This window comes from Amycolatopsis sp. NPDC049868, assembly GCF_044461365.1.
In the GTDB taxonomy this organism is placed as follows: Bacteria; Actinomycetota; Actinomycetes; order Mycobacteriales; family Pseudonocardiaceae; genus Amycolatopsis.
The window spans coordinates 976,551-1,001,341 of the sequence record NZ_JBITKV010000002.1 but is presented as its reverse complement, the minus strand read 5'-3'; the positions used below and the strand labels follow the sequence as shown (position 1 = coordinate 1,001,341).

21 protein-coding genes are annotated in these 24,791 nt (G+C 69.7%); 8 read left to right on the top strand and 13 right to left on the bottom strand.

Annotation, left to right across the window (positions count from 1 at the left end; translation table 11 throughout):
- Nucleotides 1-106 precede the first annotated feature (106 nt).
- The 4 genes from ACIBTM_RS13030 to ACIBTM_RS13015 are packed head-to-tail and all read left to right on the top strand — an operon-like array spanning nucleotide 107 to nucleotide 4,207.
- Nucleotides 107-277 (top strand): hypothetical protein, encoded by a 171-nt coding sequence (locus ACIBTM_RS13030; protein ID WP_395876686.1) that lies wholly within the window; start codon nucleotides 107-109, stop codon nucleotides 275-277.
- Nucleotides 274-1,797: a flavin-containing monooxygenase gene (locus ACIBTM_RS13025; RefSeq protein WP_395876685.1), complete on the top strand. Its 1,524-nt coding sequence runs from the start codon at nucleotides 274-276 to the stop codon at nucleotides 1,795-1,797. The genes ACIBTM_RS13030 and ACIBTM_RS13025 overlap by 4 nt, the downstream gene beginning before the upstream one ends.
- The gene (locus ACIBTM_RS13020) at nucleotides 1,794-2,849 is read left to right on the top strand and encodes an alpha/beta hydrolase (RefSeq protein WP_395876684.1); all 1,056 of its coding nucleotides are present in this window, start codon (nucleotides 1,794-1,796) and stop codon (nucleotides 2,847-2,849) included. Before ACIBTM_RS13025 ends, ACIBTM_RS13020 begins: the two co-directional genes overlap by 4 nt.
- Nucleotides 2,846-4,207 carry a flavin monoamine oxidase family protein gene (locus ACIBTM_RS13015; protein WP_395876683.1) on the top strand — a complete coding sequence of 454 codons (1,362 nt, stop codon included), beginning with the start codon at nucleotides 2,846-2,848 and terminating at the stop codon, nucleotides 4,205-4,207. The genes ACIBTM_RS13020 and ACIBTM_RS13015 overlap by 4 nt, the downstream gene beginning before the upstream one ends.
- A 79-nt stretch (nucleotides 4,208-4,286) precedes the next feature.
- Here ACIBTM_RS13015 and ACIBTM_RS13010 read toward each other — a convergent pair whose 3' ends face one another.
- Nucleotides 4,287-6,821, bottom strand: a complete 2,535-nt coding sequence (locus tag ACIBTM_RS13010; protein ID WP_395876682.1) for an HAD-IC family P-type ATPase — start codon at nucleotides 6,819-6,821, stop codon at nucleotides 4,287-4,289.
- On the bottom strand, nucleotides 6,818-7,705 hold the full coding sequence (locus ACIBTM_RS13005) for a universal stress protein (RefSeq protein WP_395876681.1): 888 nt from the start codon (nucleotides 7,703-7,705) through the stop codon (nucleotides 6,818-6,820). The genes ACIBTM_RS13010 and ACIBTM_RS13005 overlap by 4 nt, the downstream gene beginning before the upstream one ends.
- Nucleotides 7,706-7,908: 203 nt before the next feature.
- On the opposite strand from ACIBTM_RS13005, the gene ACIBTM_RS13000 reads away from it, so the two are divergent.
- On the top strand, nucleotides 7,909-8,949 hold the full coding sequence (locus tag ACIBTM_RS13000) for a zinc-dependent alcohol dehydrogenase family protein (RefSeq protein ID WP_395876680.1): 1,041 nt from the start codon (nucleotides 7,909-7,911) through the stop codon (nucleotides 8,947-8,949).
- Between the two features lie 55 nt (nucleotides 8,950-9,004).
- Here the strand turns inward: ACIBTM_RS13000 and ACIBTM_RS12995 are convergent, their stop codons facing one another.
- From ACIBTM_RS12995 to ACIBTM_RS12975, 5 genes are all read right to left on the bottom strand, one after another.
- A complete protein-coding gene (locus tag ACIBTM_RS12995) occupies nucleotides 9,005-9,697 on the bottom strand; it encodes a CBS domain-containing protein (RefSeq protein ID WP_395876679.1) in 693 nt (230 codons plus the stop codon).
- Between the two features lie 22 nt (nucleotides 9,698-9,719).
- Nucleotides 9,720-11,309 (bottom strand): ABC transporter permease, encoded by a 1,590-nt coding sequence (locus ACIBTM_RS12990; protein ID WP_395876678.1) that lies wholly within the window; start codon nucleotides 11,307-11,309, stop codon nucleotides 9,720-9,722.
- Nucleotides 11,306-12,202, bottom strand: a complete 897-nt coding sequence (locus ACIBTM_RS12985) for an ATP-binding cassette domain-containing protein (protein WP_395876677.1) — start codon at nucleotides 12,200-12,202, stop codon at nucleotides 11,306-11,308. The genes ACIBTM_RS12990 and ACIBTM_RS12985 overlap by 4 nt, the downstream gene beginning before the upstream one ends.
- Nucleotides 12,199-14,439, bottom strand: coding sequence for a phosphoenolpyruvate synthase (gene ppsA / locus ACIBTM_RS12980; RefSeq protein ID WP_395876676.1), 2,241 nt, complete (start codon nucleotides 14,437-14,439; stop codon nucleotides 12,199-12,201). Before ppsA ends, ACIBTM_RS12985 begins: the two co-directional genes overlap by 4 nt.
- Nucleotides 14,440-14,568: 129 nt before the next feature.
- Complete coding sequence (locus ACIBTM_RS12975) at nucleotides 14,569-14,835, bottom strand: DUF1876 domain-containing protein (protein ID WP_395876675.1); 267 nt, start codon at nucleotides 14,833-14,835, stop codon at nucleotides 14,569-14,571.
- Between the two features lie 204 nt (nucleotides 14,836-15,039).
- Between ACIBTM_RS12975 and ACIBTM_RS12970 the strand changes: the two genes are divergently transcribed.
- A complete protein-coding gene (locus tag ACIBTM_RS12970; RefSeq protein ID WP_395876674.1) occupies nucleotides 15,040-16,215 on the top strand; it encodes a site-2 protease family protein in 1,176 nt (391 codons plus the stop codon).
- Nucleotides 16,216-16,501: 286 nt separating this feature from the next.
- Here ACIBTM_RS12970 and ACIBTM_RS12965 read toward each other — a convergent pair whose 3' ends face one another.
- The 3 genes from ACIBTM_RS12965 to ACIBTM_RS12955 are packed head-to-tail and all read right to left on the bottom strand — an operon-like array spanning nucleotide 16,502 to nucleotide 20,516.
- Nucleotides 16,502-18,757, bottom strand: coding sequence for a heavy metal translocating P-type ATPase (locus tag ACIBTM_RS12965; RefSeq protein ID WP_395876673.1), 2,256 nt, complete (start codon nucleotides 18,755-18,757; stop codon nucleotides 16,502-16,504).
- Complete coding sequence (locus tag ACIBTM_RS12960) at nucleotides 18,754-19,410, bottom strand: CBS domain-containing protein (protein WP_395876672.1); 657 nt, start codon at nucleotides 19,408-19,410, stop codon at nucleotides 18,754-18,756. Before ACIBTM_RS12960 ends, ACIBTM_RS12965 begins: the two co-directional genes overlap by 4 nt.
- Nucleotides 19,407-20,516 carry a universal stress protein gene (locus ACIBTM_RS12955; protein ID WP_395876671.1) on the bottom strand — a complete coding sequence of 370 codons (1,110 nt, stop codon included), beginning with the start codon at nucleotides 20,514-20,516 and terminating at the stop codon, nucleotides 19,407-19,409. Before ACIBTM_RS12955 ends, ACIBTM_RS12960 begins: the two co-directional genes overlap by 4 nt.
- Before the next feature lie 176 nt (nucleotides 20,517-20,692).
- On the opposite strand from ACIBTM_RS12955, the gene ACIBTM_RS12950 reads away from it, so the two are divergent.
- The gene (locus ACIBTM_RS12950) at nucleotides 20,693-21,316 is read left to right on the top strand and encodes a hypothetical protein (RefSeq protein ID WP_395876670.1); all 624 of its coding nucleotides are present in this window, start codon (nucleotides 20,693-20,695) and stop codon (nucleotides 21,314-21,316) included.
- Nucleotides 21,313-21,879, top strand: coding sequence for a hypothetical protein (locus ACIBTM_RS12945; protein ID WP_395876669.1), 567 nt, complete (start codon nucleotides 21,313-21,315; stop codon nucleotides 21,877-21,879). Before ACIBTM_RS12950 ends, ACIBTM_RS12945 begins: the two co-directional genes overlap by 4 nt.
- Here ACIBTM_RS12945 and ACIBTM_RS12940 read toward each other — a convergent pair.
- From ACIBTM_RS12940 to ACIBTM_RS12930, 3 genes are read right to left on the bottom strand one after another with little or no spacing between them, the layout of a single operon-like run.
- On the bottom strand, nucleotides 21,866-23,359 hold the full coding sequence (locus ACIBTM_RS12940) for a WS/DGAT domain-containing protein (RefSeq protein ID WP_395876668.1): 1,494 nt from the start codon (nucleotides 23,357-23,359) through the stop codon (nucleotides 21,866-21,868). The genes ACIBTM_RS12945 and ACIBTM_RS12940 overlap by 14 nt on opposite strands.
- On the bottom strand, nucleotides 23,356-23,622 hold the full coding sequence (locus tag ACIBTM_RS12935; protein ID WP_395876666.1) for a DUF1918 domain-containing protein: 267 nt from the start codon (nucleotides 23,620-23,622) through the stop codon (nucleotides 23,356-23,358). Before ACIBTM_RS12935 ends, ACIBTM_RS12940 begins: the two co-directional genes overlap by 4 nt.
- Nucleotides 23,534-24,781, bottom strand: a complete 1,248-nt coding sequence (locus ACIBTM_RS12930; protein WP_395876665.1) for an acyltransferase — start codon at nucleotides 24,779-24,781, stop codon at nucleotides 23,534-23,536. The genes ACIBTM_RS12935 and ACIBTM_RS12930 overlap by 89 nt, the downstream gene beginning before the upstream one ends.
- Nucleotides 24,782-24,791 lie beyond the last annotated feature (10 nt).

Below are 24,791 nucleotides of genomic sequence, written 5' to 3'. Positions count from 1 at the left end.
TTCGGGCGAGCACCCACATCGCCTCTTGACGATCGCGGGAACTTGTCACACACTCGGCCATCCGACTTAATCAGATGACCTACTAGGCCTCCGGACAGGAGCTCTCATGCACGTCATCCACCGGCGTTACGTCGCCTGCTCCGAAGCTCACTACGCCGGCGACCTCGTCGACGGAGCGTTCGGCCTTGCGCCGGTGCGCGGTGGCGACGTCGAGGTCGAGACCGGCGTCGTCCCCGCCCTCCCCCAGGACCGGAACGAAGAAGGAAGTGCAGCATGAAGAACGCAGACGCGACGGAGGCCGCCGACATCGTCGTCATCGGCGCCGGCATCTCCGGTATCGGGGCGGCCCGGCACCTGATGGCCGACTTCCCCGGCAAGAAGGTCCTCCTGCTGGAGTCCCGCGACTCGATCGGCGGCACCTGGGACCTGTTCCGCTATCCGGGTGTCCGGTCCGACTCCGACCTGCACACCTATGCCTATGAATTCAAGCCGTGGCGGCATCGGAGCGCGATCGCCGAAGCGCCGCTGATCCGTGAATACCTCGGCGAGACGGTGAGCGAGTTCGGTCTGGACGACGTCCTCCGGCTCGGGCACAAGGTGACCTCCGCCGACTGGTCGAGCGCCGACGCGCGGTGGACGCTCCGGGTGAGCACGACCGACCGCACCGGCACCGAACACACGAAGACCATCAAGACCCGCTTCGTCTTCAGCGCGACCGGCTACTACCGCTACGACAAGGGATACACACCCCACTTCGAGGGGCGCGACGACTTCCGGGGCGACGTCCTGCATCCCCAGCACTGGCCCGCGGACTACGACCACCGCGGCAAACGCGTCGTGATCATCGGTAGTGGCGCGACGGCGGTGACGATGCTCCCCGCCATGCTGATGGGTGACGGCGCCGCGGCACACGTGACCATGCTCCAGCGCACCCCCAGCTACATCGCCTCCCAGCCGCGGTTCGACAACATCGCCGTCAAGCTCACCAAGCTGCTCGGGGCCAAGCGCGGCTACGCGGCCACACGCCTGAAGAACATCTGGATCGACTTCCTGCTTGTCAGCACCCTGCGCAAATTCCCCGATTTCGGGCGGAAAGCGCTGCGCAAGTGGACGCTCAAGGAACTTCCGCCGGACGTCGACGTGGACACCCATTTCAACCCGCCGTACGCCCCTTGGGACGAGCGCCTCTGCGTCACCCCGGACGGAGAGTTCTTCAAGGCACTCCGCGACGGCGACGCCGACGTGGTCACCGACCGGATCGACCGCTTCACCGAGAACGGCATCCTGCTGGAGTCGGGCAAGACACTGGAAGCCGACCTCATCGTCACCGCGACCGGCCTCGTCATGCAGCTGCTCGGCGGTATCCAGCCCACAGTGGACGGTCACCCGGTGAAGATGTCGGACGCCGTCCTCTATCGCGGCGCACTCATCTCCGGAATGCCGAACTGGGCCATGATGCTCGGCTACACGAAGGCGTCTTGGACTCTCCGCTTGAGCAACGTGTGCCGCCTGGTCGGCGACGTGCTCCGCCGCATGGACGCGAACGGGTACGACATCGCGGTCCCGGTCGTACCGGACGGCCTCGCCACCACGGATCTCCTCGACCTCACCGCGGGCTACATGCAGCGGGCGAAACCCGAACTCCCCCGCCAGGGCACCGAACTGCCGTGGCGGATGCACACGACGTTCGTCAAGGACAACCGGCTCTTCAAGGGGCGGCTGGTCGACCAGAACATCCGTTTCTCCGTCCGGACCCCCGCGGCCGCCGATCTCACCGGTGCGGCGGCGGACTCATGACCGCGGCCCCCCTCACCCTGAGCCGGCGTCTCCAGCGGGCCTTCGTCATCGCACTGGGCCGCACCCCGGCCCCGTTGCTCAGGTCGCTGGTACGCCCGCCGGTCAACAGCGCCGGCGATCGCATGGCCGCCGACGTCGCTCTCCTGATGAAGCTCACCGAAGCCGGTGGAGACTACAGCGACCTGCCAGTGGCGGCCGCCCGGGAGGTGACCGAGCGCGACGCGGCGTTGTTCGCCGACCGGATCGCCCCGTGCGCGGTCGAGCAGGAACTGGATCTCGGCGATGGGCTGCAGGCGACCCGCTACAGCTCCGGGACGCCGTCGCGAGGGTTGATCCTTTTCTTCCACGGCGGCGGTTTCGTACTGGGGAGCCGCGCCATTTATGCCGCGCCGGCGCGAATGCTCGCACAGGGCACCGGCGCCGACGTCCTGTCCGTCGGGTACCGGCTCGCCCCCGAGCACTCGTTCCCGGCGGTGCACGACGACGCGCTCACCGCGTGGCAGTACGCCGTCGAGCACGCGTCCGGCTGGGGCGCCGATCCACACCGGATCGTCGTGGCCGGCGAAAGCGCCGGAGGCAACATCGCCGCCGTGCTCTGCCAGCGGCTTCGTGGTGCTCCCGTCCAGCCGACGTTGCAGGTGCTCGTCCAGCCGGTCACCGACATCTCGCAGCGGCGTCCCTCCCAGCACGAGTTCACCGAGTCCCCCGCGTTGTCGGCCAAGCAGATCGCGTGGTTCATGGGGCATTACCTCCCCGACGGAACAGACCATCGCGACCCACGGGTTTCCCCGTTGCTGGCCGATGACCTGACCGGTCTTCCCCGCGCCATCGTGACGGTCGCCGGATTCGACCCGCTCCGCGACGACGGACTCGCTTACGCGGCCGCGTTGGCGGCACACGGCGTATCCGCCGACGTGATCCACGAACGCGAGCTCGTGCACGGATACATCGCCTTCACGGCGATCAGCCCGAGCAGCAGGACAGCCACGAGACGACTGGTGCGGGCCATCTCCGCGGCGCTGACATCGACACCGGAACGGAGCGCGTCATGACCGAAGCCACCCACGAGCACACGGCGGACGTCGTCGTGATCGGTGCCGGTATCGCCGGGCTGATGGCGGCGACCACGCTGTCCGATCGGGACGTCGTCGTACTCGAGGCCACCGGCCGGGCCGGAGGACGCGTCGAATCGGTCCGGCGCGGCGACTACTGGATCAACCTCGGAACCCAGTTCACCGAGGGCACCGGGACACTGATCGAAGCCCTCGAACGCCACCGGGTCACCATGGGAACGCTGGCGGGCAAGAAGGTGGCCCTCGCACTCCACGGAAAACAGGTCGACACCTCGAATCCGTTCGGCCTGATGTTCCGCTCCCGGATGACCTTCAAGGACCGGGTCGGGCTGGCGGTCGTCGGTGCTCGCATCCTGGCGGCGGCACCGTTCCTGCAGCTGAACCCGGACAACCCCCTCGCGAAGCGGGTCCGGGCGAAGCTCGACAGCCTCTCCGCGTCGTACGTGCTCCGCGGGGTCGGCTCCGAGGTCGCACGGGACATGGTCCGGTCCTGGTCGGGTCAATGGATGGGCTGTGAGCCCGAAGAGACCGCCGCGACCCAGTTCGTCTTCTCGATGGGCATTCTCCTGACCGACCCGGCGAAGGTGCCCAACTTCTCCCTGCCGGAAGGAGGAAACCAGACCCTCACCGACATCCTGGCCGCCGACCTCGGCGATCGGCTGCGGCTGAACTCCCCGGTGAGGTCGGTGGAACGAACCGAGGACGGCGTCGTCGTCGACTACGACGACGAGAACGGACCCGCGCGGATACGCGCCCGCCGTGCGATCGTCGCCGTTCCCAGCGACGTGGCCGTGAAGATCATGCCCGACCTCCCGGCCGCGTACCGGGCGGCGTTCGACGACATCCACTACGGCCGGTACGTGGTGGTCGGCTACTTCACCCGCGAGGAGGGCCCGCAGCGGTGGGACGACCACATCGCCGTGTCGACACCCCAGTTGTCGTTCCAGGCGATGTTCAACCACGCCGCGGCTCTGCGCGTCCCCGGCCCGCGGAAACCGGGCGGCGCACTGGCCTGCTTCGCGGGCGGCGCCGTGGCAGACAGCCTGTTCGAACTCACCGACGAGGAGATCGTTGCCCGATTCACCGCGGACCTCCTCTCGCTCTATCCCGAACTCGAAGGAAAACTCGACGAGGGGATCGTCCGGCGTCACCACCGGGTCGTGCCGTTCTGGGGACCCGGCGGACGAGCCTCGCTGCCGACGCTGCGCCGGCACCTCGGTCCCATCCACCTGGCCGGTGACTACCAGCTCGACATGCCCTCACTCGCCGACGCCGCCTCATCGGGCGAGCGGGCCGCGGAACAGGTTCTGGCGGACCTGTCCCGCTTGGCGCACTGACACCAGGAAACCGGCTGACGGTGGTCCGTGAAGGCCTCCTTGAGGGACGCTGGGTCCCTCAAGGAGGCCTTCACTACCTTCAGGGACGCTGATTCGCGCGACGTCGTTGCCGCGCCTTGTCGAGTTCGACGAGGACGTAGGTGAGAGCGGCCAGCACAGGCACCGGCAGCCAAGCGTGCCAGGGCATCGGCGCGGTGTGGAAGAGCGAGTTCATGAACGGGACGTAGGTCAGCACGAGCTGGAGCAGCACGGTCACCGTGACACCCACGAGCAGCCATCGGTTGCGGAAGAGACCGACCCTCGGGCGAAGATCCACCAGGGACCGGCAGTTGACCAGGTAAGCGATCTCGCCTCCGACGAAGACGTTCATCGCGACCGTCCTGGCGAGCTCGACGGGCGCTCCGGCGCCGAGCTGCCATTGGAAAGCACCGAAGGAACACCCCAGCAGGATGACCGAGACGAACACCGTCCGGCCGGCCAGCGCTCCGGTCAGCAGTGGCAGCGAGGGCGGCAGTGGCGGGCGGCGCATCACGTCGGGCTCGCGCGGTTCGAACGCCAGCGTGAGACCGAGCGCGACCGCCGTGGTCATGTTGATCCAGAGGATCTGCACCGGAAGGATCGGCAACGCGGTACCGGCCAGGATCGCGGCGAGGATCACGAGTCCCTCGGCCATGTTCGTCGGCAAGGTCCAGATGATGAACTTGCGCAGGTTGTCGAAGACCGCGCGGCCTTCTTCGACCGCGGCCGTGATGGACGCGAAGTTGTCGTCGGTGAGCACCATGTCGGCCGCCTGCTTAGCGACTTCGGTTCCTCCCTTTCCCATGGCCACACCGATATCCGCGCGGCGCAACGCGGGAGCGTCGTTCACCCCGTCGCCCGTCATCGCCACGACCTCACCGTTCCGCTGGATTTCGCCGACGAGCCGGAGTTTCTCCTCCGGAGACACCCTCGCGTGCACCGAGGTGATGCCGAACTCACCGGCGATCGAGTGCGCCGTGGCCGGGTGATCGCCGGTGATCATGGTGACTTCGATGCCCGCTTCCCGGCAGGCGCGCACCGCTTCGATCGCTTCAGGACGCGGCGGATCCTGCATGCCGACGAAGCCGAGCAGGACGACATTTCCGCGTAGACCTTCCTCGGTCAGCGCGACGTCGACGGCACGACCGATCGCCAGCACGCGAAGGCCTTCCGCCGCCATCGCTTCGGCCTCCGCGCAACGGGAGACGCCGGCCAGCGACAGCATGCGTTCCACCGCGCCTTTCACATACACGACACCACCGGCATGCGCGGTCGCCATGAACCGGCGTTCGGAGCTGAACGGGAGCACTCCGACACGTTCCGGGACGTCTTCCGAGCCGAGGCCCGCCTTCTTCGCGACGGTCACCAGGGCCGCCTCGGTCGGGTCGCCGACCGGCGTCCAGCGGCCGTCTTCCTCGGCGATCCGCGCGTCGTTGCACGCCAGTCCCGCGAGCAGGCATTCCCGTACCGCGCTCGTGGGTTCCGGCCGTATGTCGCCATCGGGTGTGTAGCCGATACCCGAGACGGCATAGCGCCGATCGCCGACCACCATCGCCCGGACGGTCATCGCGTTCGCGGTGAGGGTCCCGGTCTTGTCGGTGCAGATCACCGTCGTGCTGCCGAGGGTTTCGACGGCGGGCAACCGCCGGATGATCGCGTGACGCCGCGCCATCCGCGCCACCCCGATGGCGAGCGTCACGGTGACGGCGGCGGGGAGCCCTTCGGGGATGGCGCCGACCGCGAGCGCCACCGCCGCGGTCACCATCTCCGCGACTGTTTCCCCGCGGACGAGGCCGACGACGATGCCCAGCGCCGCGAGCCCCAGGATCACGATCGTCAGGACCCGACTGAATCCGGCGAGTTTGCGCGTCAACGGCGTCTGCGTCGAGACGGTCGTGCCGACGAGGCGGTGCACCCGGCCGATCTCCGTGGCGGCACCGGTGGTCACCACGACCCCGCGGCCCGTTCCCGTGGTCACCAGCGTTCCCGAGTAGGCCATGTTCGCGCGATCGGCCAGCGCGGTGTCCGGCGGAAGCACCACCGAGTCCTTCGACGACGGCACGGACTCGCCGGTCAGCGCGGACTCGTCGATCTTGAGTTCGTCGGTGGCCACGAGCCGCAGGTCGGCCCCGACCTGATCGCCCGCCTCGAGCAGCACCACGTCCCCCGGCACGAGCCCGGCCGACGGCACCCGCGCGGCGACACCTCCCCGGACGACGGTCACCTCGGTCCGCACCATCGACACCAAGGCGTCCAGCGCGCGTTCCGCGCGTGCCTCCTGCAGGAACCCGATGACGGCGTTGACGACGACCACTCCGAGTACCACCGAGGCGTCGACGAGTTCGCCGAGTGCCGCGGTGACGGCCGCCGCCGTCAGCAGGACGTAGATGAGCGGATGACGTAGCTGCCCGGCCAGGCGGACCAGCCAGTTCGGACCACGCCGGGCCGGTAGTTCGTTCGGCCCGACGTCCGCCAGCCGCTGCCGCCACACCTCGGGAGAAAGCCCGGTTTCGGCGTCCGTTTCCGCGAGCAGGACGACCTCTGGCACCGGCAGCCCGTGATGGGCGACCTCCTCGGCCACGATCCCCTGCGTCATCCGGCCCGGCCTGCCGCGCGGACGACCATGACCGGGCACTTCGCGTGGTGGATCAGGGCATGGCTCGTCGATCCGAGAGCCAAGCCGGCGAAACCGCCTCGGCCACGGCTGCCCACGACCATCAGCTGGGCCTTCTCGCTCTGTTCGAGCAGACGCTGCCGCGGCTTGTCGTGGGCGACCACCTGCTCGACCGCCACCAGCGGATACTTCTTGCGCCACCCTGCGAGCCGCTGTCCCAGGAGCCGGTTTTCGGTCTCACGTACCGATTCGCCGGGGAACGGCAACGCACCCTCACCGCTGAAGAGCCCCGCGACGTCGCCGTCGTGCCACGCGTGCAAGGCGACCAAAGGGGCCTCCCTGATCGCGGCTTCCTCGAACGCCCAGGCGAGCACCTCCTCGCTCGACGGGCTTCCGTCCACGCCGACCACCACCGGGCCGGACCGGCGAGCTCCTCGGACGACGACGACCGGGCAGACGGCGCCCGAGGACAGGCGGGACGCGGAAACCCCGCCGAACAGGCCGGCGACCTCACCGGCCGGGGCTCCGATCGCCACTAGCCGTGCGGTCGCCGATATCTCGGTCAGGGCGGCGATCGGACCCGAGTCGACGGCCGCGGTCGCCGGTTTCACGTCGGGGACCATCGACTCGCACTCCGCGCGAAACTCGCGAAGCACCTCTTCGGTGATGGCTTCCTTCGCCTTGAACCAGGCGTCGGGAGGGAACGAGCGATTCCCGAAGGGCGCGCCGTCGACTCCGTAGGCCATCAGCAGAAGCAGATCCGCCTTGCGCAGGACCGCTTCGTTCGCGGCCCACAGCGCGGCCGCCATCGAATGCGCCGAACCGTTCACCGCCGCGACGACCGGCGGTGCTCCGAATACCGTCATGAAAACGCGCCTCCAGCTCAGGAAGTGGACCGGGCACCGGCTTCGCCGACGCTAGGCGGTCGCGGGTGGGCACGATGCGGCCGGACGTCTCGGCGCGCAGGGGCTTTCGGCTCTGTGCAGGGTGAAGGCACGGCGACAGGCTCGTACCGGCAAGCCCCCTCATCTCGCGCGGTCAGACGCGAATTACGGCACTGGGAGAACGCATGAAGGCACTGGTTTACGACGGGCCGGGGCGGCGGGCTTGGACCGACCGGCCTCGGCCGGAGCTCGCCGCGGCGACCGACGCGATCGTCCGCGTCGACGCGGTCACCATCTGCGGCACCGATCTGCACATCCTCAACGGCGATGTCCCGGCCGTGGAGCACGGCAGGATCCTCGGCCACGAGGCCGTCGGCACGATCATGGAGGTCGGCCAGGCGGTGACGGCCCTGAAGCCGGGCGAGCGGGTGCTCGTCTCCTGTATCACCGCGTGCGGGCGGTGCGAGTACTGCCGGAAAGCCGTCTACGGGCAGTGTCTCGGCGGTGGCGGCTGGGTACTGGGTCACCGGATCGACGGCGTACAGGCGGAGTTCGTCCGCGTTCCGTTCGCCGAGACCTCCACCTATCCGCTGCCGAAAGGCGTCGCGGACGAGGCCGCACTGATGCTGGCCGACATCATGCCGACCTCCTACGAAGTCGGCGCCCGCAACGGGAAGGTCCAGCCCGGCGACTGTGTCGCGATCGTCGGGGCCGGCCCGATCGGGCTCGCCGCGATCACCACGGCGCAGCTGTTCGGCCCGAGTTCGATCGTGGTGATCGACAAGGAACCGAGCAGGCTCGCCGCCGCGAAGACCTTCGGCGCGGACGTCCTCCTCCATCCGGGCGAGAATCCGGCCGCGGCGATCGCCGAGCTCACCGGCGGCCTCGGGGCGGACGTCGCGATCGAAGCGGTCGGTGTGCCCGAGACGTTCGAACTGTGCACGGAACTGGTCCGTCCCGGCGGACACGTCGCGAACGTCGGAGTCCACGGCGCGCCCGCCACCTTGCACCTGGAGGATCTCTGGATCCGTGACATCACCATCACCACGGGCCTGGTCGACACCTCGAGCACCCCGATGCTGCTGCGGATGCTCGCGGCGGGACGGCTCGACACGTCCCGGTTCATCACCCACCGGTTCGGACTCGACGAGATGGACGAGGCGTACGACGTCTTCGCCCGGCCTCAGGAGAGCGACGCGCTCAAGGTCGCCCTCTTCCGCAGCTGACCGCACACGGCCCGCTTCCATCCACAAAGGACGGAAGCGGGCCACGTTCCGCACATCAATGATGCCTGAACGCCTCGATGACACCGGTGTTGACCGGTTCCTCGATCGGCAGGTGGCCGTCGTCCAGCTCGGCCGTGAGATATTCGCGGACGTCCACCACGCCGTCGAGGCGCCGGATGAGTGCCACGATCACGGGGATCATGCCCGTGCGTTCCACTTGGCCTCTCAGCGTGACGACGCCGTTGTGCACGGCCACCGACAGCGTGTCGGGATCGATCGCCATCGCGCGTTTGAAGACCTCGTCACGGATTTCATCGCGCAACCCCGAGTCCGACCGGAGAAAGCCGCGCAGCAGATCGGATCTTCCGACGATACCCACCAGTTTCGCGTCGTCGTCGAGAACCGGCAGCCGGTGCACCTCGTGGTCCTCCATCAGCCGGATCGCTTCGTCCACACCGGCGTCCTGTGGCACGGTGATCGCGGGTGCGGTCATCAGCTCGTCCGCACGGCTTCCCCGCACCTTGCGCCGCAATCGGGGGCGGAACCGCAGCAAGCGGTGCCGGATCTCGCGTTCCAGCAGATCGCGCTGCGACACGACGCCGACCACCCGGCCGTCGTCGTCCACCACGGGCACCCCGCTCACTCCCCAGGACGTGAGAAGGACCGTGATCCCCTTGAACGGGGTCTCCGGCCGTACCGTCAGCACCTGGCCGCGCATCACCTCGCGCACTCGGCGGCGTTTGCTCATCTCGATCTCCTTTCCGAAGGTGTCAAGCCGCGATGTCCCGGCGCCGGAAGCCCGCCACACCGGCCGCGAGCAAGGCGCAGGCGACCAGGACGAGCCAGGGAATGGACGTCATGCCCTCCGTCGAACCCGGCAGTCCCGGCAGATGGGTGAACGGCGAAAGGTTCAGGATCACTTGCGGAACGCCGAAGAGCACACCGAACTCACCGATCACGACGACCGCCGCCAGCACCGCCCAGACCAGGCCGAGCAGGCGCGGGAGCAACCCGAACAAGGCACACGCCGCTCCGGCGAGCACCCATACCGCGGGCAGTTGCACCAGCGCGGCGGCGGTCAGCCTGCCGATCTCCGTACCGGGGCTCCCGCCCTGCAGACCACTCGCGAGTCCCGCGCCCAGCCCCGCCGCGAGCAACGGGATGGCGCTGCCGGCGGTCGCCAGCACCAGATAGCCGGCCAGCAGCCGGGTACGCGAGACGGACGTCGCGAGCAGAGGCTCGGTCCGGAGCGCTTCTTCCTCGGCGTGCAGGTGGGTCAGCGCGGATATCGCGTAAACCGCCGCGATGACGCCCGCGACGCCGAACTCCAGCGCGAAGAACGCGTCCGACAGGGCCTTCTGCCCGCCGAGGGTGAGAATCAGTTGTTCGGCTCTGGGATTGTCGAGGAACTTGCCGATGCCGTTGGCCAGATTGCCGACGACGAGACCCAGGACCAGGTAGACCACCGTCCAGGCGAGCAGACCGGCCCGGTTGAGCCGCCAGAGCAGCCCGGCGGTGCTCCGCAGGCCACGCCCCGCGTGGGCGGGGCCCGCACGGTCGGCCAGCAGGCCCGCGCCGAGGTCACGCCGATCGCTCAACCTGACCGCGACCAGCACCAGCACGGCCGCGAGCACCACGGGGAGCGCCACGACCCACCAGCGCTCCCCGGCGAACGGCCGGATCTGCTGCGCCCAGCCGATCGGGGACAGCCAGGAGAGCCATTCCGGCCCGGAGTCCCCGATGGCACGCAGAAGATAGGCGAGCCCGAGGACACCGCCGGCGATCCCGGTCGCCAGCCGTGCGGAACGGCACAACTGGGCGGTGACCGCCGCGATGGCGCCGAAGGCCCAGCCCGCCGTCATCCAGCCGGCGCCCAACGCCACCGAGCCCGCCACGGGCAGCCCCGCGGCGGCCAGTCCCCCGGCGGTCAGGATCCCGACGGCCAGCCCGGTGACGACCGTGGTCGCGAGCGCCGCGGCGAGCGGCGCGTGCCTGCCCAGGACGCCGGAGCCGAGCAGATCGAGCCTGCCGGACTCCTCCTCCGCCCTGGTGTGGCGGATCATCGTGGTGATGAGCAGCAACGCGACCAGCGCGGCGCCGAAACCGGTCAGCTTGAGCACCGCCGCGGCACCGAGCGAGGTGGGGTCGTAGATGCGGCCGTAGAAGGCGACCAGCGCGGGAACCGCGTTGACGGCCTCGGCGAACACGGTCAGTTCCCGTTGCGAAGGATAGAGATCCGCGGTGGCGGCGGCCGCTCCGGCGGTGGTCGCCGCGCAGGCGAGTGTCCACAAAGGAACGCGCAGTCGCTCGCGGCGCAGGGCGAGGCGGAACAGGGCGCCGCTCCCGGTCATCGTGCTCATCGGGAGTCCAGGACCGGCTCGCGATAGTGGCGCAGGAAGAGTTCCTCGAGGGTCGGCGCCTGGCTCGTCAGGCCCAGGACCCCGACGCGGCCGAGCGTGGCCAGAACAGCGCTGAGTTCCGCGTTGTCGACGGTCAACCGGACGGTGTCGGAGTCCTGGCTGAAATCGTGGACGCCCGGCAGTGCCGCGAGCCCGTCCGGTGCTCCGGTCAGCCGCGCGGTGAGCGACGTCCGCGTCAAATGCCGGAGTTCGTCGAGGCTGCCGGTGTCGACCACGCGCCCGTTCCGGATGATGCTGACGCGGTCGGACAACGCCTCGGCCTCGGCGAGGATGTGGCTGGACAGCAGCACGGTCCGGCCGCGGTCGCGCTCCTCCCGGACGCAACCGCGGAAGGCGTCTTCCATCAGCGGGTCGAGTCCCGCGGTCGGCTCGTCGAGCAGGAGCAGTTCCGCGTCGGAGGCCAGTGCCGCCACGACGGCCACCTTCTGGCGGTTGCCCTTGGAATACGCGCGTCCTTTGCGGGTCGGGTCGAGGTCGAACAGGTCCAGATAGCGGTCGCGGCGGCGCACGTCGAGGCCGCCGCGGAGCCTGCCGAGCAGGTCGATCACCTCTCCCCCGGTGAGGGTCGGCCAGAGCGACACCTCGCCGGGCACGTAGGCGAGACGCCGGTGAAGCGACACCGCGTCACGCCAGGGATCCCCGCCCAGCACCCGCATCCGCCCGTCGTCGGCGCGCAGCAGTCCCAGCAGAAGCCTCAGGGTCGTCGTCTTGCCCGCGCCGTTCGGGCCCAGGAAGCCGTGGACCTCACCGGTCCGGACGATGAGATCCAGGCCGTCCAGCGCCTTGGTGTGGCCGAAGCTCTTCCGCACGCCGCGGATCTCGATCGCGTTCACCGGGCACCGTCCAGCAGGACCCGGCGTTCCGCCGCCGCGATGGCGCGCCGGGACGCGTCGACCGCGTCGGGGTTGACGGAGATCGACGTGATCCCGAACCGCACGAGATGTTCCGCGAAGCCCGGCTTCACCGAGGGCGCCTGCCCGCACAACGAGGAGGTGATCCCGGCGGCTCGCGCCGCGCCGACGATACGTCCGATGGTGTCGAGCACGGCGGGGTCGGCTTCGTCGAACAGCTCCGCGCAGACCGCCGAGTCCCGGTCCACTCCGAGGACCAGCTGCGTGAGGTCGTTGCTCCCGATGGACACGCCGTCGATGCCCATCCCGGCGTACTCGGGAAGCCAGTGCACCACGGACGGGACCTCCGCCATGATCCACCGGTGCAGCCCGCGCTGCCGTCCGAGCGGGCTCGCGTCGATCAGCTCGAGACAGGCCTCCAGCTCCCACTTCGTGCGGACGAACGGGATCATGACGTGCAGGTTCGGCGTCTGCTCCCGGACACGGGCGAGCGTGCGGAGTTCGAGGTCGAACAGGTCCTTTTCCCGTACGTAGCGGAAACAGCCGCGGTAGCCGATCATCGGATTGCTCTCGACGGGTTCGTAGGCCTCGCCTCCGGTGAGACCGCGGAACTCGTTGCTGCGCAGGTCGGTCGTGCGGTAGACGACCGGGCGGGTGCCGAAGGGACGGGTGATCCGCAGCAGTGACTCGGCCATCGAGTCCACAAAGGATTCCTGTTCGCCCTTGGCGATGAGGTCACGGGGATGCCGCCCGCCGAGCGCCTCGGTCAGCAGGAACTCCGCCCGGAGCAACCCGACCCCGTCGACCTGCCGCGCGGCGACCTCGTCGGCGTGTTCGGGCATGGCGAGGTTGACGTAGAGCCTGGTTCCGGTCGTCTCGGCCGCGGCGGGCGCGGCGATCGGTTCGGTACGCGCCGGGGATCCGGTGTACCCGGCGCGCACTTCGCCGGTGGTCCCGTCGACGGTGACGGGACCACGTCCCGCGAGTACCCGCGTCGCGTCGCCGGTGCCGACGACGCAGGGAACCCGCAGCTCCCGCGCGACGACGGCGGCGTGGCAGGTCATCCCGCCGCCGTCGGTCACCAGCGCGGAAGCCCGCCGGATGGCGGGGACCCAGTCCGGGTTGGTCATCGGCGCGACCAGCACCTCGCCGTCCCGCAACCGCCTGCCTTCGGCCGGGTCGTGTAACACCCGTACGGCCCCGCCGGCGACGCCCGGAGACGCTGGCAGCCCCGTGACAAGGACGTCCTGAGCCTGCTCGCGGTCCTCTGGCAGCGTGGTGACCGGGCGGGACTGGACGACCCAGATCTCCTTGCCCGCCAAGGCGAATTCGATGTCTTGCGGGATACCGTAGTGGTCTTCGATCCTGGTCGCGAGCCGCGCCAGTTCGAGTACGGCCGAGTCGTCGAGGACGCGGCGGCCCGCCGCCTGCGCGGGAAGGGCGACCTTGACGTCTCCCCCGCCGACCTCGGCGATGATCTTGTGGGACTTGCTGCCGACCCTGGCCGAAACCAGCCGCAGGTCTTCTTTCGCGACCAGGTAGGTGTCGGGTTCGACCGCCCCGGAGACGATCGCTTCGCCTTGGCCGAAGACCGCTTCGACGACCAGGCGGTCACGGTCCCCGGAACGCGGGTCCGCGGTGAAGATGACGCCGGAGCGATCGGCGGCGATCATCTTCTGCACCACCACCGCGATGGCGGGCTCCCCGGTGAAGCCACGTCCGGCGCGGTACCCGATCACCCGGGGCGAGAACAACGACGCCCAGCAGTCGACGATCCGCTCCCGGACGGCGTTGTCCCCCCACACGTTGGTGAAACTGGCGTTCATCCCGGCGAACGAGGCCTCCGCGCCGTCCTCTCCCGTCGCCGAGGACCGGACCGCGATCGGTGTCGACTGCCCGATCCCGTGGTAGGCCTCGATCACGTCCGTCAGGACGCCGGCCGTCATCCCCGCCCGGTGCACCAATGCGCGCAGCTCGTCGCACAACCCGGACAGCTGCTCCGGCTCGTCCGCCGACGCGAGCGCTTTTTCGTGCAGCTCCGCGATCTCGCCGCGCACACCCGCTTCTTCGAGCGAGGCCAGGTACGCCTCGCGGAGCACGACGAACCCCGGAGGGACGGAGAATCCCGCGGTGATCAGCTCACCGAGATTCGCGCCTTTGCCACCCGCCGATTCGGCGTCGGCGAGGCTGACCGTCGACAAGTCGCGTACGTAGCTCATCGCTTTCCCTCCGGACGTTGGCCTTTACGGGGTCCATGCTCACCGGAGGCGCGAGTGCCGCTCTGCTGCCCAAGGTCCCGGCACGCCGGGACTTCGTCCCTCCGTGTCCGCGCTACCGGCTTCCCAGGCTCAACTACCGAGATGGACCGGTTTCTCGGTGACGCCTTCGATATCCGCCGCGGCCGCGTCGAGCAACCGGTGCGCGAGGTCGCTCAACGCCCGGGACGCGGCCAGTTCGTCGCCGATCTCGGGCACGTTCGCGTCGGCCGGGTTGAGTCGCGCGATCCCCACCCCCGTCAGGCCGGTGTCGTCACGATTCACCAACCGCGCGGTCGCCCGCGTCCGCGCCTCGTGCTCGTCGATGAAGATCTCCACGGTCCAGTGTTTTTCCTGCATCCGGGCCTCCTTGAGCCGATGTCCTTTCGAGGGATCCACCGTGTTCCGGCCGCGGTACCACTCGAAAGTGCCGAAGGTCCCGGCTCGGCGGACGGCCCGGCGATCGAGGCTGTTCGGCCCTAGTCGCCCGTCCGCGTCCCGGGAACCGTTGAGCGGGTCCGTTCCGCGAGACACCGGTCAGCGACGCCCGGGGAAGGGAACCCGATGTTCCGCACTGCCATCCCGCTCGGCCGGTGGGCCGGTGTCGTCGTCCGAGCCCACTGGTCGGTACTCGTCGTGCTCCTGCTGATCACCGACCTCCTCGCCGCGTCCGTCCTGCCTCAAGCGGTGCCCGGCGCGAACACCACGTGGTACTGGATCACCGGCGGGCTCACCGCGGCGGGCTTCCTCGCTTCGCTTCTCATCCACGAGCTTTCGCACGCCGTCGTCGCCCGGCATCACGGCGTGGGGGTCAAGCGGATCACGCTGTGGATGCTCGGCGGCGCGGCCGAGCTCGAGGGCGAACCGCCGACGCCGAAGGCCGATCTCCGGATCGCGGTGGCGGGCCCGCTCGCCAGTCTGCTGATCGGGGCCACCGCACTCGGCGGCGCCGTCTTGGCCGCGGGAGCCCTGCCGGCGCTGGCGGTCGGTGGCCTGGCTTGGCTAGGGGTCAGCAATCTCCTGCTCGCGGTGCTCAACCTGCTGCCGGGCGCGCCGCTGGACGGCGGCAGGATCCTGAGGGCGGCCATCTGGTGGCGGCGGGGAGACCGCGCCAGGGCGGGCGCCATCGCCGACAGATCCGGTCAGGTACTGGGCGCCGCTCTGGCCATGGCGGGGTTCGCGCAGCTGCTCTTCCTTCGGCAGTTCACCGGGCTTTGGCTCGTCCTGCTCGGCTGGTTCCTGATCTTCGCGGCACAGGCCGAGTTCACCGCGGGCCCGTTGCGCGAACGGCTCGGCGAGCTCCGGGTGGGCGACATCATGAACCCGTCACCGGTGATCGCCCCCGGCTGGTGGACGGTGGACGCCTTCGCCGAGTACGCCGCGGGCGCGGGTCACGATCGCGTCTTCCCGGTGCTGTCGTTCGACGGCGTCCCGCTCGGCATCGTCAGCCTCGGCGATCTGGTCAAGGTGCCCGCCGACGCCCGGCGCGCCACCAGGGTCACCGACGTCGCGCGGAAGGATCGGGCGGTCACTGTCGTCGGCGCCGACACGGAAGTGACCGCACTGATGGAACGCGGCTTCCCTCGGGCCGGCCGCGACCTCGTCTTGGTCACCCGGGCCGGCGGTCTGGCCGGAGTGGTCGGAGCCGACGACCTGGCGAGAGCCTTCGAGCTGACCGCGCTGGACCATCGTCCCCGGCTCGCCGGTGGTCAAGTGTCGAAGTCGACCACCGATCATTGACCTGGCGCTCCGTGCTCCCTCCCGAGCGGCGGAACTGCGGCCGAGGCTGATCGCGGGTCAGGTCCGTGAAGGCCTCCTTGCCTACCCTGAAGGTAGTGAAGGAGGCCTTCACGGATTACCGGCTCGCCACGTTTGCCCCAGGTACGCCAGCAGCCACAGCAGACACATGTGCCGCGTGTGAAGGCCCCCTTCCCTCGGCTGAGCCGAGGGAAGGGGGCCATCACGTCCTTGCAGTGCCTCGCGAGTGCGGGTCGGATCCTCCCCAACCACGACGGCAGCAGAGTCCTCAAAGCGTGAAGTAGGCCTCTTCCTCTTGCGCGAAGTGCAGCGTCAGAATCGCGTCGAGGCCATAGAGAGTCGCCCTGAGGTCGTCGACCTGGTCCGCTCGGATACCGTCCGGCGCTTCGTCGAGGTGCCTGCGCAGCCGGCGGACCAGCCGCTCGATCTCGGCGTGCTCCCGGCTCATCGTGACCGTGCTGTCAGGACCACCCAGCACTTCGGCCAGTGCCGGATACAGCTGTTTCTCCTCGGCCCGTTCATGCGGCAGAAGCCGCTCCGTGAGCAACTGGATGACGTGCCGGAGCGCCATGTCCGCGTCGTGTCCCGCGCCCTCGGCCAGTGCGTCCGCGGCCAGGCGTACCGCGGAACGGACCGGCAGCAGGGATTCGTGCTCGACGGCGAATCGCCGGACCAGCCCTTCCGGCGCGCGCCGTCGGGATGATCGCGGAGCGAGGAGCGCCCGCAGCGAATTCCCGATGACGGCGATGTCGATCCCCTCCTGCACCAGCGCTCCCAGCACCGGGACCAGCCAGCCGCCCGCGGCCGCGAGCATCGCGAGCACGGACAAGCCGGTGCCGATACCGGCGCTTTCCACCGCGAGCCGCCTCGCCCGGCGCGCGATGTCCACCGCGTCGGCGAGGCGGTCGATACGGTCGTCCAAGATCACCGCGTCGGCGGCCTGGACCGCGGCCGTCGAACCGCGCGAACCCAGCGCGATGCCGACACCCGCGGCCGCCAGCGCGGGAGCGTCGTTGATCCCGTCCCCGGCCATGGCGGTGACCGCGCGCTCGTTTTCGCCACGCACGAACGAGATCTTGTCCGCCGGGGAGCATTCGGCGTGCAGGTCGTCGAGACCGAGCAACGCCGCCACCTCCTCCGCGTTGCCGACGCGATCACCGGTGAGCAGGACGATCCTCGTCAGCCCCGCGGACCGAAGACGGCGGAGCGTCCGGGCCGCGTCCGGCCTGAGCCGGTCCCGCACCAGCAGCGCGGCGACCGGCTTCCCGTCTTCCTCGACCCAGATCACGGAGGCCAGGTCGAGTCTCCCCCGCCGTTCGACTCCCCGTGCCCAGCCGGGAAGCACGCTCCCGGACCGTCTGCCGACCCGGACCTTCTTGCCGTTCACCGTCCCCTCGACCCCGCGCCCCGGCGTCTCGGACACGACCTCCGCGGGCGGGACCGCGACCCCGGCGGACCTCGCCGCTCTCAGGACGCAGCCGGCGAGCACATGTGGCGAGAACTCCTCCACCGCCGCGGCGAGCCCGAGGACACGGTCGGCGGAGTCGTCCGGCGCGCAGACCACGGCGGTGATCTCCGGGCGGCCCGCGGTCACCGTGCCGGTCTTGTCCATCGCGAGGGTGCGGACGCGGCCGAGCAGCTCCAGCGCGGCGCCGTCCTTGACGACCACCCCCGACCGCGCCATCCGGGACATCCCGCCGGTCACCGCGACCGGTACGGCGAGCAGCAGCGGGCAGGGCGTGGCGGTGACGAGCACCGCCACCGCGCGCGCCGGATCGGCGCTGAGCACCCAGGCGATAGCGGCGATGGCGAGCGCCGTCGGCAGGAACCAGACCGCCACCCGGTCCGCCAGCCGCGCGATCGGCGCGGTGGCCTCGGCGGCCTGCTCCGCGAGCCGGACGACTCCGGCGTAGGTGCTGGCGTCGGCGGTCGCGGTGGCCAGCACCTCGGCGACGGCGCCGGCGTTGACGACACCACTTCGGACCTCTTCGCCCGAGCGCTCGGCGGGCTCGGCTTCTCCGGTCAGGGCGGACTCGTCGAAGATCCCTTCACCACGGACCAGCCCGTCCACCGGAACGACCTCGCCGGGCAGAACGACGACCACGTCGCCGGGGAGCACGGAAGTGACCGGAACGACCTCGACGAGATCGCCCCGGCGCATATGGGCCGTGGTCGGCGCCCGTGCCAGCAACGCGGAGAGGTCGCGTCCGGCGCGGCGGCGCGCCGCCGCTTCGAGCACGCGGCCGGTCGCGACCATCGCCGCGATGATCGCGCCGGCGAGGTACTCCCCGACCGCGACGGTGCCGCCCAGCGCGAGCACCGCGAGCACGTCCGCTCCCCACCTGCCCGCCCGCAGGTCGGCAAGGACCCAGAGCGTCGCGGGTACGAACATCACCGCGGTGGCGCCCGCCCACAGCACCGAAGCCGTCACCGGGCTCGCGATGCGGGCGATCCCGCCCGCGGCGAGCATCGTCAGCACCCCGGCCAGGAGCAGCGTTTCGCGCGACGGAGACCTCTCGGTCATCCGGTCGGCCTGTTCGCCTCGTCGTCCCATCCGAACCGGACGCGGTCGACGACCTCGATCACGCCCGGGATCCGGCGCACCAGTGCCACCAGCAGGACCGCCTGGCTCCGCCGTTCGACCTCGCCTCCCAGGGTCACGATCCCGTTCTCCACCTCCGCCCGCACCTCACCCCGCGACGGGCGACGGACCAGCTCCGAGATGTCCCGCAGGACCTCCTCCCGGATCTCCGCATCCGTCCGGACGAAGGCGTGCACGAGGTCGGCCCGGCTGACGATCCCGGTCAGCTTGCCGTAGCGGTCGACCACCGGCAGCCGTTTGACCCGATTGCCCACCATCAACCGAGCCGCCTCCGCGACCGGGAGGTCGGCTTCGACGGTGACCGCGGGACTGCTCATCACGTCCGCCGCCGTACGTCCGTCCGCTTTGGACCGGATACCCGGCACCCTCGGCCGCGAGGCGGTGATCGACTCGATCTGCCTGAGCAGCAGATCGGCTTCCGAGACGACGCCGACGACATCGCGGTCGTCGTCCACGACGGGTACGGCGCTGATCCCCCGGCCCGAGAGGATCTCCGCGATATCCGCGATCGGGGTGCCCTTCCGCACCGAGTAGACCTCCCGGGTCATGACGTCGCGGACGGCCGTTCCGGTCATGACGAACGCTCTTCGTCCTCTTCGGACAGTTCCTCGCTCTTCTTCGCGCGATAGGTTTCCGCGGCGAAGTACTTCCGCATCGCCGCCTCCGCCAGCTCTCCCGAAGAGCGGGACGGGCCGGCTCCGGCGGCGATCGCGTCCCGTGCTTCCTTGGCCGCGCGCGCGTTCTCGATGTCGTTCATGTTCTGCTTCCTTTCGTTGGAGTGCGGCCGGGGAATCCCGGTATCCGCACGGACGACGGCGATCGGGCACGGCGCCCGGGCGGCCAGTCCCTGGCTCACCGAACCGAGAAGCATTCCGGCGAAGCCGCTCCGGCCACGGGTTCCGACGACGATCAGCCCCGCTCGCTCGCCGTATTCCCGGAGGGCTTTGCCCGGTCGGCCGCGGACGACAAGGCAGCCGAAAGGAACGTCGGGATACTCGCGCGCCACCGACGACACTTCGACGGCCAACGCACGTCGCTCCGAGTCGTGAACGACTCTCGAACCGCCGAGACGCCGTACCCCTGGCTGAACCGGCCCCAGTTCGCTCCACGTCCTGAGCGCGGTCACCGAGGTTCCCAGTTCCGACGCCTCCTGGAAGGCGAACCGCACGGCGGCCGCGGACGCGGGCCAGCCGTCGACACCGACGAGCACCGGTCCGGGGCGGCTGTCGCCGTCCTGGACGATCACGAGCGGGCACTGCCCGTGTGCTGCCACCGCGAGTCCGCAAGAGCCGAGCAGGAACCTCCCGACGCTTCCGAGCCCGCGAGAACCCAGTACCACCAGTGTGGCCTGGCGCGACTCCTTGACGAGCACCGCTTTCGGGTCTCCCTCCACGACCTCCGTCGTGATGTCCAGCCCGGGGGCGATCTCCGCGGCGGTCTTCCCGGCGACGCTCAAGCGCCGGACGCCGGTCTCCCGCATGGCTTCACGGACTTCCGCCGCGGTGACCTCCAGGGTGGGATAGTCACGTCCGGACGATTCGTACGCGTACACGAGCCGCAGCGGGACTCCGCGCCTGCGGGCGTCCGCGGCGGCCCATCTCGCCGCCTCTACCGCGGACCGCGAACCGTCGATCCCGGCCACCACCGGATTCGACCGGCTGACGCCGCACCCTTCCGCCATCTCTCGACCGCCTTCCACGGAGCGCTAGGCCAAGCCTGCCTCCGTCGCGGCGGACAGGTCAGTGCCCGGCGCCCCGACCTGCCGGGCCGTTGGCCTGCCCGGTGCGGGACGTTCGGCCCTGACGACGGGCACCGATTCGGGAGAACCCTTTGTCTTTCCGGAGAGGAGACCTCGCGATGCCCATCAGCGGAACGCATTCGTCATCGACTGCCACCGCGGAACTGCTGGCCGACCGGTTCGCGCCGGACCCCGCCTTTTCCGTGCTCCGGCACCGGGTGGTCGACGCCGACCCGGCCACGACCTACGCCGCGGTGCGCGGATTCGACTTCATGAAGGTGGGTGGCCCGCTCGTTCGCGCCGCGGGCTGGGTCCGCGGCCTGCCCGAGCGATTCCGGCGCGGGCACGGCCCGTCGGTACCCACCCGGCTCACGTTCGACGACATGGCGACGGATTCCGACTGGGTCATCCTCGGTGAACTGCCCGGTATCGAATTGGTGGCGGGCGTCGCGGGCAAGTTCTGGCAACCGGTGATCGAGTGGCGGCGGCTGGAGCCCGGCGAGTTCGCCGGCTTCCTAGAACCGGGTTACGGCAAGATCGTCCTGTCGTTGTCCGTCCGCCGATACGGCGAACAGCGCTCGCTGTTGTCCTATGACATCCGGGTGACCCTCACGGACTCCGCGAGCCTCTCCCGATTCCGGCTGTACTGGGCCGTGGCCTCGCCGTTCATCAAGGCCATTCACGCCGCGACGTTGCGGACGATCGCCCGGGACGCCGAGACCGCGAAACCCGCGGCGCGGTGAGTACCGCCCTGCTCGACGCTTTCGCACCGCGTCCGGACTTCGTGCTCGTGGAGACCTCCGTGGTGGACGTGCCGCCCGACGCGCTGTACCGGGCGGTCGGTGAACTCCGGGCAGCGGACGTCCGTTCGCCGTTGGTCCGGGCGCTCGTCCATGCTCGAAGCCTGCCCGAAACGCTCCGCGGGCACCGACACATCCCCGACCTCGGCGAGACCATGCTCGGCGAACGATGCGCTTTTCTCGGCGAGCGGCCCGGACAGGAGATGGTCCTGGGCGCGGCGGGCCGGTTCTGGGCCGCCATTCCCGAATGGTACGACGTCACGGCGGACTCCTTCCGCGATTTCGCCCATCCCGGCAGCGGCACCATCGCCGTGGGATTCTCCGTGACACCAGGGGAGAAAACCGGGTGCCGGTTGACCATCGAGACCAGGATCACCGTCGCCGACCCGGCGGCCCGGCACGCGATAGCGCTCTACTGGCACGCGATCCGGCCCGCCGCCTGGATCGTCACCCGGGTGCTGCTCGGCACCATCGCCACGCGCGCCGCCGCGCTCACTCGTTCGTGAGCGTGGCGGCGTCGTTCACCGCGTCGTCCAGCGCGGCGACCAGCCGTCCCGGGTCGGGTACGAGCGACCGATCGGTCCCGAAGCCGAACCGGACGGATCCCGCGTAGCTGAACACGCATACCGTGACGGCCTGTTTCCCGCTGCACGGTGCCCAACCCACGACCCCTTCGACCCGGGCGCCGACGAGTTCGCCCGGACTGCGCGGCCCTGGGACATTGGTCAGCACCCCGATCGCCTTGGCCGCGAAGAACCGTGTCACGGGTTCCGAAATCACCTCCGGCGCCTTGCCTGCCAGCCACTGCACGCCGAAGGTGAGGACCGGCTCCAGCGACTCACGAATACCGGACACACGGCGATGCACGTTGTCCAACCGCTCTCGGAAGTTCCGTTGCCGCAAGGGGAAACCCGCCAGGATCAGCGCGAAGTCGTTGCCCAGGTCCTCGGGGAGCGAATCATCGAAGCTCGAACGGCTCACCGGGATGAGCCACTTCAGCTCCACCCCGTCCGTTCCCGGAGCGACCTCCCGGGCATATCGCTCGAAGGCAGCCATGATCAGGGCGACGCACACGTCGTTCACGCTCGTTCCGGTGCTATGCCCCACAGCGGCGAGGAGTTCCAACGGCACCGCGTCTCCCCAGGCCGCGGTCTTCTCCTGGCCGGGGTCACCCGGCCAGAACGCGCCGGACGCGGCGGGCGCCAGGAGCCCGAGTACACCGTCGACGGTGTTGCGGGCGGTGAACCCCTGGGCCATCAGCCACCTCACCACGGAGTCCGGACGCGACGGCAAGGCATCGGTCACGACCTCGGCCACCGCGCCGGAAAGGCCCGCGGCCGTGCTCAAGCCGAGCAACGGCCAGCCCAGGACCGCCCGGGCGATCGGTCCCTCCAGCCGCTCACCGAACTCGTTGAGCGCCTTCACCACCTTCGCCGCGGCTCTCGATGGCGCACGGGAAGAATCCGGCCCACGTGGCCCCACCCCACCGACCTTCACGGGTCTCTTGTCCTCTTCGGCCGGGTCGAACAGTCCGAAAAGGACCTGGGCCAAGCGGATACCGTCCGCCATGGCATGGTGCGAACACAGGACCACCGCGCTGCCGGGACCGTAACCACGATAGAGCTCCATTGTCCACAAAGGATGCTCCGGATCGAGGGGCCGCCCCCTCCGCGCCGCGACCAGATCCTGCAGGACCTCTTTGGTCCCCGGCGCGGGCAGGTCGGCCACGGTCAGATGCCGGTCGAGACTGAACTCCAGGTCGTCCTCCCAGAACCAGGTACCGCCGTCGCGGACCGGCCGCCGGGTGAACACCGGATAGCGGCCGACCAGCCGGTCGGCCACCACTCGTTTCAGCCGCTCCGGATCCACCTCGCTCGCTGTCCACAGCACCGCCGTGACGAGCATCCGGTTGGCGGGCTCGTCCAGCTTCAGCCACAACCTGTCCTGCGCGCTGATCGGGTGTCGTGGCCGACGGTCACCGGTCACGACCAGTGCCGGGTGAAAATGGCCTCCTGAACGGCCTCGAGCCGGGCGCGCTCCGCCTCTTCCGCCGCGCTCTGCTCCGCCTCGGTGACGATCACGGCGTCGGGCCCGGGAAAGACCGTGGACACATGGTCGTCCTGAGGCCACCGCACGACGTACGGCGGCGCCCCGTCCGGATCACGGACTTCGATGATCAGGCCACGCTGATCCGGCTTTCCGACGACCGGCCCTTTGATGACGAGCCAATCCCCTGTTTGTGCACGCATGGGTTCCGCCTTTCCGCCACGCCGCGCCGCGTGGCCACTCATGAGCCCTTGGCCGCACGTCGTTCACCGTCCTCTTCGCGCCGCCCGCGGTGGAGGGCCGAAGGTCCTCACGTCTCGCGCCACGAGTCCGTCTTCCGCCGAAGAGCACCAGGAACGGAAGCGTGCACGCCAACGAACCGAGCACGGCGATCGGCCGTTGCAGCCACCAGATCAGATCAGGCGGCCGGTCATCGGAAACGCCGTCCCCGAAGACGAAATAGACGCAGGCCTTCGCCAGCGCCATCCCGGTGGTGTGGAACAGGAACAGCGGCAGCGCGTAGCGGTCGAGCAGACCGATGAACCGGCGCCAGCGTGGTCTCGCGAGCCGTCGTTCGAAGAACGGCCGGGTCACCTCGGCGAATCCGATCTGGAACGTCAGCAGCGCGACGATCACGAACGTCGGCGGCCCCATATTCGACAACCTGTCCCCGGGGACGCCGACCATGGAACCCGGGTACAGGCCGGAGAACACCAAGCCCGCGAGAGCGAACAGGCCCGTCCAGAGCAACGCGTGCCCCCACCGCCGCGGTGCGTCGACGAGCCGCCGGTGGAAGAAACCGGCCTGATGGGCGAGGCCCCAGACCGCGATCATGTTCACCCAGCCCGCTTCGTCGACACCGTAGCGGAAGCGCACCACGTCGGCGCCGAGTGCGACGCCACCCAGCCAGACCAAGACCACGACGTCGAACTTCCGGTGCAGCCACAGGCTCACCGGCAGCACGGCCAGAAGAACGACGTACACCGCGAGAAACCACAACGGGCTGATGATCAACAGCACCGCACCGCGAATCCAGCGTAGATTGGACAGCGACGCCGCTGTCACGCCGAACGCGGTCCAGATCAGCACCAAGGCTCCGGCCGGCACGACGAGACGCCTGATCTGGTGCCGGACGTATCGCGCGAGTGACTCCCCGCGTGCCCGCGCCCTCCGCCAGGACACCAGGTGCACGTATCCCCCGACATAGAAGAACATCGGCATCACCTGCAGAAGCCAGGTGAAGATCCACAAACCGGAGAAGAACCCGAGCGGGCTCGTGGGCATCGGCCCGTCCGGTGACCACCGCAGGATGGTGAACGCCCAGTGCCAGAGCACCACGACGATCAAGCTGACCGAACGCAACCAATCGATA

What these genes read in the sequence shown, in the direction of transcription:
- ACIBTM_RS13030 (WP_395876686.1), top strand. Translation starts at nt 107, where the DNA reads ATGCACGTCATCCACCGGCGTTACGTCGCCTGCTCCGAAGCTCACTAC.
- ACIBTM_RS13025 (WP_395876685.1), top strand. Translation starts at nt 274, where the DNA reads ATGAAGAACGCAGACGCGACGGAGGCCGCCGACATCGTCGTCATCGGC.
- ACIBTM_RS13020 (WP_395876684.1), top strand. Translation starts at nt 1,794, where the DNA reads ATGACCGCGGCCCCCCTCACCCTGAGCCGGCGTCTCCAGCGGGCCTTC.
- ACIBTM_RS13015 (WP_395876683.1), top strand. Translation starts at nt 2,846, where the DNA reads ATGACCGAAGCCACCCACGAGCACACGGCGGACGTCGTCGTGATCGGT.
- ACIBTM_RS13010 (WP_395876682.1), bottom strand. Translation starts at nt 6,821, where the DNA reads ATGACGCAGGGGATCGTGGCCGAGGAGGTCGCCCATCACGGGCTGCCG.
- ACIBTM_RS13005 (WP_395876681.1), bottom strand. Translation starts at nt 7,705, where the DNA reads ATGACGGTATTCGGAGCACCGCCGGTCGTCGCGGCGGTGAACGGTTCG.
- ACIBTM_RS13000 (WP_395876680.1), top strand. Translation starts at nt 7,909, where the DNA reads ATGAAGGCACTGGTTTACGACGGGCCGGGGCGGCGGGCTTGGACCGAC.
- ACIBTM_RS12995 (WP_395876679.1), bottom strand. Translation starts at nt 9,697, where the DNA reads ATGAGCAAACGCCGCCGAGTGCGCGAGGTGATGCGCGGCCAGGTGCTG.
- ACIBTM_RS12990 (WP_395876678.1), bottom strand. Translation starts at nt 11,309, where the DNA reads ATGAGCACGATGACCGGGAGCGGCGCCCTGTTCCGCCTCGCCCTGCGC.
- ppsA (WP_395876676.1), bottom strand. Translation starts at nt 14,439, where the DNA reads ATGAGCTACGTACGCGACTTGTCGACGGTCAGCCTCGCCGACGCCGAA.
- ACIBTM_RS12975 (WP_395876675.1), bottom strand. Translation starts at nt 14,835, where the DNA reads ATGCAGGAAAAACACTGGACCGTGGAGATCTTCATCGACGAGCACGAG.
- ACIBTM_RS12970 (WP_395876674.1), top strand. Translation starts at nt 15,040, where the DNA reads ATGTTCCGCACTGCCATCCCGCTCGGCCGGTGGGCCGGTGTCGTCGTC.
- ACIBTM_RS12965 (WP_395876673.1), bottom strand. Translation starts at nt 18,757, where the DNA reads ATGACCGAGAGGTCTCCGTCGCGCGAAACGCTGCTCCTGGCCGGGGTG.
- ACIBTM_RS12960 (WP_395876672.1), bottom strand. Translation starts at nt 19,410, where the DNA reads ATGACCGGAACGGCCGTCCGCGACGTCATGACCCGGGAGGTCTACTCG.
- ACIBTM_RS12955 (WP_395876671.1), bottom strand. Translation starts at nt 20,516, where the DNA reads ATGGCGGAAGGGTGCGGCGTCAGCCGGTCGAATCCGGTGGTGGCCGGG.
- ACIBTM_RS12950 (WP_395876670.1), top strand. Translation starts at nt 20,693, where the DNA reads ATGCCCATCAGCGGAACGCATTCGTCATCGACTGCCACCGCGGAACTG.
- ACIBTM_RS12935 (WP_395876666.1), bottom strand. Translation starts at nt 23,622, where the DNA reads ATGCGTGCACAAACAGGGGATTGGCTCGTCATCAAAGGGCCGGTCGTC.